General features: G+C 72.0%; 12 protein-coding genes. All 12 read right to left on the reverse strand.

The features are described from left to right. Nucleotides 1-36: 36 nt before the first annotated feature. Nucleotides 37-1,782, reverse strand: a complete 1,746-nt coding sequence (locus OUQ99_RS19945; RefSeq protein WP_267945303.1) for a protein kinase domain-containing protein — start codon at nucleotides 1,780-1,782, stop codon at nucleotides 37-39. Nucleotides 1,783-1,930: 148 nt separating this feature from the next. Beyond that, nucleotides 1,931-2,107, reverse strand: coding sequence for a hypothetical protein (locus OUQ99_RS19950; protein ID WP_267945304.1), 177 nt, complete (start codon nucleotides 2,105-2,107; stop codon nucleotides 1,931-1,933). A gap of 58 nt (nucleotides 2,108-2,165) precedes the next feature. Next, nucleotides 2,166-2,672, reverse strand: coding sequence for a flavoprotein (locus OUQ99_RS19955; RefSeq protein ID WP_267945305.1), 507 nt, complete (start codon nucleotides 2,670-2,672; stop codon nucleotides 2,166-2,168). 223 nt (nucleotides 2,673-2,895) lie between these two features. After that, the gene (locus OUQ99_RS19960) at nucleotides 2,896-3,153 is read right to left on the reverse strand and encodes a hypothetical protein (protein WP_378553801.1); all 258 of its coding nucleotides are present in this window, start codon (nucleotides 3,151-3,153) and stop codon (nucleotides 2,896-2,898) included. A gap of 147 nt (nucleotides 3,154-3,300) precedes the next feature. Next, nucleotides 3,301-3,708, reverse strand: a complete 408-nt coding sequence (gene panD / locus OUQ99_RS19965) for an aspartate 1-decarboxylase (protein WP_267945307.1) — start codon at nucleotides 3,706-3,708, stop codon at nucleotides 3,301-3,303. A 192-nt stretch (nucleotides 3,709-3,900) separates the two neighbouring features. Then, a complete protein-coding gene (locus tag OUQ99_RS19970) occupies nucleotides 3,901-6,741 on the reverse strand; it encodes a DEAD/DEAH box helicase (RefSeq protein ID WP_267945308.1) in 2,841 nt (946 codons plus the stop codon). Nucleotides 6,742-6,753: 12 nt separating this feature from the next. Then, nucleotides 6,754-7,650 carry a diacylglycerol/lipid kinase family protein gene (locus tag OUQ99_RS19975; protein WP_267945309.1) on the reverse strand — a complete coding sequence of 299 codons (897 nt, stop codon included), beginning with the start codon at nucleotides 7,648-7,650 and terminating at the stop codon, nucleotides 6,754-6,756. Between the two features lie 95 nt (nucleotides 7,651-7,745). Further along, nucleotides 7,746-8,174 carry a DUF397 domain-containing protein gene (locus OUQ99_RS19980; RefSeq protein ID WP_267945310.1) on the reverse strand — a complete coding sequence of 143 codons (429 nt, stop codon included), beginning with the start codon at nucleotides 8,172-8,174 and terminating at the stop codon, nucleotides 7,746-7,748. A 104-nt stretch (nucleotides 8,175-8,278) separates the two neighbouring features. Then, nucleotides 8,279-9,109 carry a twin-arginine translocase subunit TatC gene (tatC, locus tag OUQ99_RS19985; RefSeq protein ID WP_267950427.1) on the reverse strand — a complete coding sequence of 277 codons (831 nt, stop codon included), beginning with the start codon at nucleotides 9,107-9,109 and terminating at the stop codon, nucleotides 8,279-8,281. A gap of 304 nt (nucleotides 9,110-9,413) precedes the next feature. Next, complete coding sequence (gene tatA / locus OUQ99_RS19990) at nucleotides 9,414-9,746, reverse strand: Sec-independent protein translocase subunit TatA (protein WP_267945311.1); 333 nt, start codon at nucleotides 9,744-9,746, stop codon at nucleotides 9,414-9,416. A gap of 66 nt (nucleotides 9,747-9,812) precedes the next feature. Then, entirely contained in the window at nucleotides 9,813-9,998 is a 186-nt protein-coding gene (locus OUQ99_RS19995; RefSeq protein ID WP_267945312.1) for a hypothetical protein, read from the reverse strand. Between the two features lie 60 nt (nucleotides 9,999-10,058). Next, entirely contained in the window at nucleotides 10,059-12,113 is a 2,055-nt protein-coding gene (locus tag OUQ99_RS20000) for a helix-turn-helix transcriptional regulator (protein ID WP_267945313.1), read from the reverse strand. Nucleotides 12,114-12,143 lie beyond the last annotated feature (30 nt).

Raw genomic sequence — 12,143 nt, forward strand, 5'->3', positions numbered from 1 at the left:
GCCCGGACCGACGGCTCCGCACCCGGTGGCACTTCCTTACCGACCCCCCTGCCGTCCGGCGGTCTGCTCGACCCAGCGGTCGTCGGCGAACCACCGCAGCGCCGCGCGCAGGCGCTCGATGTCGTGATGCTTTGCGGCACCTATTTCCTTGGCGAGGCACACGACCTTTCCCCCCTGGAAATCCTTGAGCGAGGCGAACTTGGGGAGGTCTTTGCCGGGCCAGATCACGAACTGGGTCTCGGCTCCCCCACCGACCAGGCTGACCTGAGTCAGGTCCTGCCAAGAGGCCATCCGCTTTCCTGGCCCCCTCTCGGTCCCGGCCGTCAGGCCGCTGTCGCGCAGACCAAGATGTGGGGGACCTTCGGCAATCGCGGAGACGACCCACCAGACGGCCAGGATGAACCCGGCGGCTATGCACAGTTGACCCAACAGGGGGTCAATGAGACTCGCGATGCTGCTGATGAGGCCGCCGAGGAGCACAATCGAAGCTAGGAGGAAGATTGTTCCCAGGACCTCCGGCACTCCCCAGGATCCTTTGAATTCCACCTCCTCCACCGGTTCTGGCCGGGCATTACTTCCAGTTCCGATGTCGAAGGCCTTCCGAACGGTGCCGCGCGGCTTGAATTCGATGCGGCGCACCGTGCTGCGCCGTCCGCCGGCGTCGACCTGCACGGTGTGCTGGCCCGCCTCCAGGGGGAAGCGACTGCGCCCGCCCACTGGGACGGCCCCGACGGCTATGCCGTCGAGGAGAACCTCCACCGGTTCGAGGCTGAGATTGCCGACCACCAGTGCCGCCCGGTCCGGAGCGGCCGTGCCGGGCTCGGAGGCCCGAGACCGCTTCGTCTTCGGCTCGGCCGTCTTCCGCGCAGGAGGCCTTGCCTGCGGTGTCTCGATCCGGGTGTAGTTGAGCGTGTGGCGGGCCAGGACCTCGGTGAGGTCATCGGGCAGCCATCGGCCGCCGTCGCGGGCCCGGGCGGAGGATATGGCGGTCAGGGCCGTCAGCACGTCGTCCAGGCCGGGCCGGTCCGCAGGGTCCTTGGCGAGGCAGGCGCTGATCAGACCCGCCAGGGGCACGGGCAGGCCCGCCAGGTCGGGCTCCTCCTGGACCACCCGGAAGAGGACCGCGAGTGCGGGTCCCTCCCCGAAGGGACTGCAGCCGGTGGCGGCGAAAGCGAGCACGCATCCCAGGGAGAACACGTCCGAGGCCGGGCCGACCTTCTGCGCCTTCGCCTGTTCGGGGGACATGAACGCGGCCGTTCCCAGCACGGTGGAACTGTGGGTGTGGGAGGTGGTGTCCAGGGCGCGGGCGATCCCGAAGTCGATGAGGCGGGGCCCCTCCTGGGCCAGCAGGACGTTGGCGGGTTTGAGGTCGCGGTGCACGATCCCCTGGGCGTGCACGGCGGCCAGGCCCTCGGCCAGGCCGGCGCCGAGAACAGCCACCGTCTCCGCCGGCAGGGGGCCGTGGTCGGTGACGGCGCGGTGCAGGGTGGGGCCGGGGATGTAGGCGGTGACCAGCCAGGGCGGGGTGGCGTCGGTGTCGGCGTCCACGACGGGGGCGGTGTAGAACCCGCCGACCTTGCGCGCGGCCTTGACCTCGGCGGCGAAGCGGCGGCGGAAGTCGGCGTCGTCGGCGAGTTCGGGGCGCACGACCTTGACCGCGACGGTGTGCCCGCCGGGGGAACGGCCCAGGAACACCTGGCCCATCCCTCCGCCGCCCAGACGGGCGTGCAGCGTGTAGGGGCCGATGTGGGCGGGGTCGCTGTCTCGCAGGGGGTCGGCCATGGCACCGCTTCCAGGGGGTTCGGCTCGGTCGGGAGCAGATGATCCCAGGGAAACCGCCCCGGTGGGCGTTCCTTGCCGGAACCGGCCACCACGGCCTCACCGGCGAGGTCTACCGCGTTTCGAGGTCCCCGGCGATCCTCCCCCGGGGTCATCCCGCGTGGTGGCGGATCCGCTCGCGCGGAAGCAGCGCGAATTCCTCCGCTCCGGCTCCCTCATCAGGGACGGCGGACACCGACCGCGCCCCCGCGTTCCGGGCGTCGGCCATGAAGCGGTTGACCCGTTCGCGGGCCCGGCCGAGCCCGCGGAACACCCGGTCGGTCACCACCGCCTGAATCCAGCCGTGCGGGGGCGGTGCTCCGGGGACCGGGACGGGAGGGCGCCCCCTACTGTACGGCCGCCCCGGCGAGGGCTTCGGCCACCCGGCGCCACGGAGGAAGACCGTGGGCGGGATCGCGCAGAAGCGTGACGTGGGGGATCTCGTCCAGGAGCCGGAGACTGCGGTCCAGTGCGGGATGGCCCGCGAGCCCGTCCCCCGTCTTGGGAACCATGAGCGTGGGGACGCCGCGCCCGATCATCTCGCAGACGAGCGCGACGGCGAACGTGTCGGTGAGGCCGAGGGCGGTCCTGTTCGTGCTGTTGAAGGACCAGGGGCAGGCGAGGACGGCGTCCGGAGGGGGCAGGCTCGTGCCGGTGCCGGGACGCCGGAAGTCCACGCGGACCGGTTCCCCGGTCAGCGCCTCCAGTGCGTCGAGGTCGTGGAAACGGGTGCCCGTCGGCGTGCACAGGACGGTGACCCGCCACCCCTTCCCCTGGAGCAGGCGGACCAGGTCGGGGGCTGTCTCCTCCGGCCTGGTGGAGGCGGCGGAGAGCGCGAGGTAGAGGGTTCCCATACGTCCGGTCTGTCCGCTGGGGCGGGGGCGCATGCGTGCCACGGGTCCCTGGTTCCTCCGGGCGTCCCCGAGGCGGACGGCGGCGGTACGCACAGGGCCCGCGCCGGTCGGCGCGCCCCCGCCACCCGTGGCGCCTCCCACGCGACGCGAACGCCTTACCGCGGTCGCCGTCCGGGGGCGTGTGCGGAACGCGTGCGTTCGGGCCGAATCAGCAGACGCCCTCCTAGGCCCGGCCGTAGCGCCAGCGCAGGAAGTCGTGCTCGCGCTCGACGTAGCGCATCTCGGCGTAGAGGTTGTGCGGGTCGCGCGCACTGATGACGACGCCGCTCTCGGGGACCACCGGCCAGCACGCGTAGGCCCAGAAGCAGCGGGTGTAGGCCCCCCAGACGACGACCCACGCCCCCTGCTTCTGCCATTCGATGTGCTCGGCGATCCGGCGCTGTTCCTCGTCTCCTGTGTCGTCCATGCCGACTGTGGGCATACCCGCCGCCGGGAGGACCGATCAGGCCGGAATCGGCCAGTTTGCAAGGGTTGTAGGTGCGCTCCGAAAGCCGTTGCACGGACAGGACGCCCGTGCCGACGCCGTGGGCGCCGGCACGGGCGTCCGCCTCGCGCGTGTCCGGGCCGGTCAGCGCCCGGCGACGAGTGTCGTGTCGCCGGGGACCGGCTCCGCCGGGTCGTTGCCCAGCTTGACGATCCTGTTGTCGCGGTCCACGTGCACGATGTGCTGGACGTGCTCGGCGCGCTCGGCCTCGTCCACCTGGGCGTAGCCGATGATGATGACGAGGTCGCCGGGGCTGACCAGACGGGCGGCGGCCCCGTTGATGCCGATGACCCCGCTGCCGCGCTCCCCGACGAGGGCGTAGGTGACCAGGCGGGCTCCGTTGTCGATGTCGACGATGTGGACCTGCTCCCCGTCGACGATGTCGGCGGCGTCCATCAGGTCGGCGTCGATCGTGACGGAGCCGACGTAGTGCAGGTCGGCCTGGGTGACCGTGGCGCGGTGGATCTTGCCGTTGATGAGGGTGCGCAGCACTGTTCGAGCCTCGTTTCAGGTGTCTTGCGAACTACAGGCCCCTGTGTCGGGGGTCCCGTGCGTCTCCCATGATGGACCCGGCCGGGAGCGGCTGCGACCACCGGGGTCCCGCAATGCGACGAACGCCCCCGCGACCGCCGGTGTTCCCCGCGGCGGCCGGCCCCACCGGACCGGCCGCCGCGCAGAACGCGCCTAGTTGAACGAGGAGTAGGCGACCACGCCGCGGCGCACCAGGTCGGCGGCCTTGCGCGAGGTGGAGCGCACCTCCGCGTCACCGGTCGCCCCGGCGATCTGGCTGAGCATGTCCACCAGCATCTTGGCGGTGCGCACGAAGTCGCCCGCGGGCATGTCCGCCTGGCGCAGGATGTCGTCCAGCCGGTCGCCGCGCGCCCACCGGTGCGCCGTCCACACGAACCCCAGGTCCGGCTGGCGCAGGAACGACACCCGGTGCCGGGCCTCGACCTCGTTGAGCTCGCCCCACAGCCGCACCATCTCGGCGAGGGTCGTCTCGACCGGGCCGGAGGGGACGCGGGGGTAGGCGTCGTCGTTGCGTCGCGCCTCGTAGACCAGGGACGCCACGCACGCGGCCAGCTCCACCGGGTTGAGGCCCTTCCAGACCCCCCGGCGCAGGCACTCGGCGACGAGCAGGTCCAGCTCCGAGTAGATCTTGGCCAGACGCGACCCGTCGTCGGACACGCTGTCCCCGGACAGGTACTCTAGGTCCTCCAGGACGCCGCACACCCGGTCGAAGGTACGGGAGATGACGTGCGAGCGCCCCTCGACCCGGCGGCGCAGCGAGTCGGTCTCACGGCTCAGCCGGAAGTACCGCTCCGCCCAGCGGGCGTGGTCCTCGCGGTCCGCGCACCCGTGGCAGGGGTGCTCGCGCAGCGCGGTGCGCAGCCGCAGCACCTCGGCGTCCTCGCCCGCGTCGCGTCCGCCCCGCTCGTAGACCGGGTCGGTGCCGCGCTCCTTGAGCTTGTTGCGCAGCGTGGAGGCCAGGTCCTGGCGGGACCTGGGCGACTTGGCGGAGAAGGACTTGGGGATGCGCATCCGCCCGGACGGATGCACGGGAACGGTGAAGTCGCTGGCGTTGACCCGCTTGACCTGCTTGTCCGCCGTGAGCACCAGCGGTGCGGGCAGGTCGTGGCGCAGTCCGGGGTCGAGCACCACGGCGTGTCCGGAGAAGCGGCCCGACGGGATGCGGATGATGTCGCCCGGCCGCAGTTTCTCCAGGCTCTCCAGGGCCTCGTCGCGCCGCTGGGCCGAACGGGTCTTGGAGAGCACGGACTCGCGGTCGCTCAGGGCGCGGCGCAGCGAGGCGTACTCCATGAAGTCGCCCAGGTGGCACTCGGCGGCCTTGGCGTAGCCGTCCAGCGCCTCCTCGTGCTTGCGCAGCTGCTTGACCAGGCCGACCACGGCGCGGTCGGCCTGGAACTGGGCGAAGGACTCCTCCAGCATGGTGCGGCTGCGCCGGCGGCCGACCTGGCCCACCAGGTTGACCGCCATGTTGTAGGACGGCTGGAAGCTGGAGTTGAGCGGGTAGGTGCGGGTGCCCGCGAGGCTGGCGACGGCCTCGGGGTCGGTCCCTGCCTGCCACACGACGACGGCGTGGCCCTCCACGTCGATGCCGCGGCGTCCGGCACGGCCGGTGAGCTGCGTGTACTCGCCCGGGGTGAGCCGGACGTGGGCCTCGCCGTTCCACTTGTCGAGCTTCTCGATGACCACGGTCCGCGCGGGCATGTTGATGCCCAGGGCGAGGGTCTCGGTGGCGAACACGGCGCGGATGAGCCCCCGGGAGAACAGGTGCTCGACGATCTCCTTGAACGTGGGGAGCATCCCCGCGTGGTGGGAGGAGATGCCCGCCTCCAGGGCGCGGAGCCACTGGTCGAAGCCGAGCACGGCCAGGTCGGCCGGGGGGATGTCGGCGCACCGGGTCTCCGCGTACTCGCGGATCTCGGCGGCCTCCTCCGGGCTGGTGAGCACCAGGCCGGAGGCCACGCACTGGCGGACGGCGTCGTCGCAGCCCGCGCGGCTGAAGATGAAGGTGATGGCGGGCAGCAGCCCGTCGTCGTCGAGTTCCTCGATGATGGCCGTCCGGGAGGGCGGCGCGAAACGCGAGCGCGGGCGGATGCTGCCCCGGGCCCTGGACTGCGGGTGGCGCCGCCGGTCGGCCAGCTGGGTGATCCGGGAGTCCTCCTCGGCGAACCGGATCAGGGACGGGTTGATCCGCAGCCTCTGGCCGCCGACCTCGATCTCCCGGTGCTGCTGCGGGCGGCGCCTCTCGCGCTTGCGCTTGCCCTTGCTGCGGTGGCCGCCGGAGTCGGGCTCCTCCTCCGGGCCGGTGTCCTCCTCCATGTCCACGAACAGGTCGTGGACGCGGTTGCCGACCATGACGTGCTGCCACAGCGGCACCGGGCGCTTCTCGTCGACGATGACGGTGGTGTCGCCGCGCACCTGCTGCAGCCACTCGCCGAACTCCTCGGCGTTGCTGACGGTCGCGGAGAGGGCCACCATGCGCACCGACTCGGGCAGGTGGATGATGACCTCCTCCCACACCGCGCCGCGGAAGCGGTCGGCGAGGTAGTGGACCTCGTCCATCACCACGTAGGCGAGCCCGCCGAGGGTGGAGGAGCCCTCGTAGAGCATGTTGCGCAGCACCTCGGTGGTCATGACGACCACGGGGGCCTCGCCGTTGACGCTGTTGTCACCGGTCAGCAGTCCGACCCGGTCGGCGCCGTAGCGCTTGACCAGGTCGTTGTACTTCTGGTTGGACAGGGCCTTGATGGGCGTGGTGTAGAAGCACTTGGTGCCCTCGGACAGGGCCAGGTGCACGGCGAACTCGCCGACCACGGTCTTGCCGGAGCCGGTCGGGGCGGCCACCAGCACCCCGTGGCCGTTCTCCAGGACCCGGCAGGCCCTGACCTGGAACGGATCGAACTCGAACCCGTAGAGGCCCTGGAAGGCCTCGATGGCGGGGCTGGAGGCGGCCTGGCGCCGACGGAAGGCGGCGTACCGCTCGGAGTGACTACTCATATGGCCTCCAGCCTATGAGGTCAGCTCCAACATCTCGACCGATTTGGGGACGACCTCGCAGACCAGTGGCGGCTCCCCGACCCGCTCGCCGTCGGCGTAGGCGGCGCCGGCCGCGGCGCGGATGGTGACGGAGCGGCCGCGTTCGACCACCACCTCGTCGCATCCGGTGTGGCTGCCGTTGAAGACGCGGGGGAACAGGCGCAGGAACCGGCCCACCGGGGCCTCGCGGACGAAGACCACGTCGAGGAGTCCGTCGTCGGGTTCGGCGTCGGGGCACACGAGCATGCCTCCGCCGTAGGCGCTGGTGTTGCCGACCGCGACGAGCATGCCGGGTTCGGCGATGCGTCTGCCGTCCACCTCGATCTCGAAGTCGACGGGCGCGAAGGAGCGCAGTTCCGCGAGCAGGCCCACCACGTAGCCGGCGCGACCGAGCCTGAACCGGGAGTCGTTGACCCGCTCGTTGACCCTGGCGTCGAAGCCGCAGGCCAGGACGCTGAGGTAGTAGCGCTGGGTGCCGTCGGCCAGGGTCATGCGCACGGTGTCGGCGGGGCGGGTGCGGCCCCGCAGGATCGCGGCGGCCACCTCCCGGGCCGGGCCGCTGGGGCGGCCGAAGGCGCGGGCGATGTCGTTGCCGGTCCCGGTGGGCACCACGGCCAGGGGGACCCCGGTCCCCACGACACCCTGGAGGGCCTGGTGGACGAGGCCGTCACCGCCGACGGCGACGAGGGCGTCCGGGTTGTCGGAGGCGGCCAGGCGCGCCATCCTCCGGCTGTCGGAGGCCGAGCGCCCGGTGTACACGTGCACTCTGGCCCCGGCGTCGCGGAGCGCCTGTTTGAGCCGGACCGCGGTGACGGCGGCGCGGCGCCTGCCGGAAACGGGGTTGACGAGAAGAGCGATGTGAGGGGGCATACCAGTCCTTGCTACCCCGTAAGGGACAGGGAGGGAGTTCGGAGCTGTGGAGGTCGCCCGCGCACCCCTCGCGCCCGGGTGCGCGCGGGGGTGCGTCAGGAGGTCTCGGAGGCCCCGGCCCGCTGTTCGGCTTCCTCACGCTGGCGGCGATGGTACTCCTCCATCGCCTTGGGGGTGTTCAGCGGGGAGGGCACCCACGCGACCTCGACGTCGACCTCGCCGTTCTGGATCCGGCGCTCCTCCTCGGTGAGGTACTCCTCGGGGATGTCGAACTCGCCGTCACGGGCGCCCAGGACGAAGGCCTCCCACTCGGCGGGGGTGAAGTACAGCGTGCCCTTCTCGGGGGACTTGCCGTCGCGTACGGCGCGGAAGCCGTCGTCGAAGGTCGCGACCTCCACGACCGCCTCGGACTCCTCCTTGGACAGGGAGGAGCGCATCCAGACGGCGTCGGTGGTGTCGTGCCACTTCTCGTTGCCCATGGCCTCGGGAGGGAGGTCCCGTCGGGCTTCTCTCTGCTCACTCATCGGTCTTCCCCTTCTCCGCGGCCCGGGTCGGCCCGGGGGTGCACCGGAGCCGACGGTGGGACGAGCCCGCCCCACCGCCCGACCCTAGCGTGTGCCGGGGCCCCTCATGAGCGTTTTCCGGACTCTTCTCCCACGTCGGGCTCGTCCAGGGCGGACGGGGTGTCGTCGAGTTCGGAGATCTCGTCGTCGTCCAGGCCGGCGTAGGGGTCGTCGCGCTTCTTGCGGCGGTCGTTGAGGAAGGCGAACAGCTCGGCGATCTCGAAGAGGACGACGAGCGGGACCGCCAGCGCGAGCATGGAGATCGGTTCGGCCGGGGTGATGACCGCCGCGATCACGAACGAGGAGAAGATGATGACGCGGCGCCACTTGGCGATGGCGGCGTGCGGGAGGACCCCGGAGATGTTGAGCAGGACCACCAGCAGGGGCAGCACGAAGCCGATGCCGAACATGCCCATCATGATGAGCATGTAGTTGAGGTACTCGCCGATGGTCAGGAAGGGGTCGGCGTCCTCGGGCAGGAAGCCGAACAGCATGGTGAGCGCCATGGAGGTGATGGCGTAGGCCAGGGCCGCGCCGCCGGCGAACAGCAGGGCGGCCAGCGGCGCGAAGAGGTAGGCGTACTTCTTCTCGCGCCCGTGCAGCGCGGGGGCGACGAACGCCCACAGCTGGTACAGCCAGAACGGCGCGGAGACGAGTGCCCCGACGAACAGCCAGACCTTGAAGGCCACGAAGAAGGCGTCGAAGGGGCCGGTGACGATGAGGGAGCAGTCGTCGGGTCCGTTGACCTGGGACACCGGCAGGGAGCAGTAGGGCTCGACCAGGAACGCCCACACGTAGTCGTAGACGAGGTATCCCACCACCGCGCCCAGGGCCAGCGCGATGGCCGCCTTGGTCAGTCGGCTGCGCAGCTCGCGTAGGTGCTCCATGAGCGGCATCCGGGCCTCCGGATTGGCCGCCCGGCCTCGTGCGCTCATCGTGTGGTCACTCTCTTCTCCTCCGGGTCCGCGCGGTCGGCGCGGATCCCCATGACAGCCGTGCGGCGCGGCGCTCCTGCTCGGCGCCGCGCCCGTGTCGCTCCCGTGTCCGGCACCGGGGGGTGCCCGTCACGGGAGCCGCCCGCCTCTCGGCGTCGGGCGCCCGGCGGCGCCGCCCTCGGGCGGGCCGCTGAGGCGGAACCGCGGCGTCACGCGGTGCGGGGGGCACCGCGGAGCGCGGCTCCACGCGGATGTGGCGCCTGGATCAGTTGCCGTAGGTGCGGTGGGTGGTCTCACCGGACTCGTCGACGATGCGCTGGCCGGGGGGCAGCTGCGGGTAGTTCTGCTGCTGCGGCTGCGACGGCTGCTGGGGGTACTGCTGGCCGGCCGCGGGGTTCTGCTGCTGGGAGGCCTGCTGGTTCTGGGCCCCGTTCGCCTCGGCGTTCTCGTCCTCGTCGATCAGGCCCTTGCTCTCGGCCTTGAGGATGCGGGCGCTGCGCCCCAGGGATCTGGCCAGGTCCGGCAGCTTCTTGGCTCCGAACAGCAGCAGGGCCAGGATCGCCAGGATGGCGAGGGTAGGTCCGTTGAACGGTCCCATGGTTCTACCTCTCTGTGGGGCGCGAACAAGCGCCTTCGATGGTACGCGTACGCGGATACGGGTCCGTCATGTCCCCGCACCGCTTCGACCGACGCGCTCACGCAGGTCATCACTGCTCGCCCGGTACTCGTCCGACGCCCGTGCCACCCGCTCGGACAGCACGCCCGCGGCGCGGCGCACCCGCAGGGCGAGGGCCGCGACGACGGCGAGTCCGGCTGTGAACACACCGAACAGGACGGCGAGGACGATCACGCGTTCACCTTATCCCTTGCGGAGTGACCGCCACCCCTGCCCCCGGTGAACAGCTGGGCCTCACTCGGGCGACGAAGTGGTCTCGACCAATTTCCCACAGGATTGTTCTGTGCGGTAGTACTCCAACGCCCGCAGTGCTTCGGCGCGCGCCTCCTCGGCGAGCGCTCCGGGCGCCACCACGCGCCCCTCCGGCCCCAGCATCAGCGCGAGGCGCACCACCCAGGCGGGGGCGGGCGTGCGCAGTGTGGCGCGGACCCCTCCCCCGGGGAGCTCGGTCACCGACTCGCACACGTAGTCCTCGGTCACCCAGCCCGCCGTGGGCTCCAGGTCGAGGGTGACCTGGGCGTCGCGGTCCGAGCGCTGGAGCACCCCCGCGGACAGGTCGCGGCGGCCCACCCCCTCGGGGACCTCGGCGGCGTAGGGCAGGACGGTGAGCTCCAGCACCCTGTCCAGGCGGAACAGGCGCACGTCCTCGCGCAGGTGGCAGTACCCCTCCAGGAAGGGGTAGCCGTCCTGGACGACCAGGCCCATGGGGTCCACATCGCGTTCGGTGACCTGGTCCAGGTAGCCCGACAGGTAGCGCAGGTGCAGGCGCTGCCCGGCCTCCAGGGCGTCGGCGCAGCGCCGCTGGGTCCGGGCGACCTGCTCGTCCCCCTCCACCCGTACCTGGACCGAGTCGGCCAGGGAGCCCAGGGCGGCCCCGGCCGCGGTGCGCAGCTTCTCCCCGACCCGCTTGAGCGCACCGCCCTCCAGTCCCTCGGTCTCGGGGAGCGCCTCCAGCAGGGACAGGCCCACGACCAGGCTGGCCGCCTCGTCGGCGGTGAGCCGGAGCGGCTGGGCGAGGGTGTCGGCGTTGGCGATGATGATCTCGCCGGTCTCCTTGGCCGCGTCGAGGTCGACGTCGATGAGGTCGCCGGGCGTGTAGCCGGGCAGCCCGCACATCCAGAGCAGGCTCAGGTCGGCGACGACCTGCTTCTCGCTGAGCCCGAAGTGCTGGGCGACCTCCGGGACGCGCACGTCGCGGCCCAGGGCGTAGGGCACCAGCATGAGCAGCCGGCGCAGCTGGTCGGCCGAGCGGGGCCCGCGCGCGGGGGCGTCGGTCCCCCCGGCTCCGCCCGTGCCGACGGGCTCGGACGCGGCGGCTCCGGCCGACCCGGCCGTGGCCGCCAGGTGGGCCGCCATCGCCTCGCGGGCCCCGGCGGGCTCGACGATCTCGGCTCGCGAGCCGAACGAGGCGACGCGCCGCACGAGGGCGGGGGTGTCCGAGTAGGGATAGCTGAGGGTGTCCCAGCCGTTGCCCGAACCGTCCCTCTCCCCGGGGACCACGCGCAGGGCGCGGCGGCGCAGGGCGTGCGCGGAGTCGGCGCGCACCCGCAGGAGGGCGGTGCGCTCGGGCTCGGCGGTCTGGCCCGCGACCACCGAGCGCAGGTCGACCCCCTCGGGGATGACCACGTCGGGGCCTCCCCGCAGGACGGTCACCTCTCCCCGGATGCGGCCCAGGCGGAACACCCGGCGCGCGTCGCGCAGCCGGTCGTGGCCGACCACGTACCAGTGGCCGCGCAGGTTGACGATGCCCCAGGGCTCGACCTCGCGGGTCTCGGACTCGGCCTGCCCCGGCTTGCGGTAGTCGAAGGAGATGGGGCGCCGGTCCCGCACCGCCTGCCAGACGGGGCCGAAGGAGGGCTCGTCGGTGCGCATCGCGGGGGTGAGCCCGGGTGCGGCCTCGCTGTCCACGGGCACCCCCGCGGAGCGGAGCTTGAACAGGGCGTTGGCCGCCGCCTCGCCCAGGGAGGCGTGCCTCCAGGCGCGGGCGGCCAGGCCCAGGACGAGGGCCTCGTCGGGAAGGAGCTCGATCTCCGGCAGCTCGTAGTCGGAACGGGAGATGCGGTAGCCCTCCTCGCCGCTGACCGCGTCCCCGGTCCCGACCTGGATGGGGATGCCGCTGTCGCGCAGTTCGCGCTTGTCCCGCTCGAACATGCGCTTGAACGCCGACTCGGTGTCCGCCTCGGCGTAGCCGTGCACCGTCTGCCTGATCTCCTGGGCGGTCAGGTGGCGGCGTGTGGACAACAGACAGATGACCAGGTTCAGCTGTCGTTCCGTCTTCCTGCGAGACATCGTCCGCACCCTTCTCGCCCGCGCATGGTG

The organism is Streptomonospora nanhaiensis (assembly GCF_026642255.1).
GTDB lineage: Bacteria > Actinomycetota > Actinomycetes > Streptosporangiales > Streptosporangiaceae > Nocardiopsis > Nocardiopsis tropica.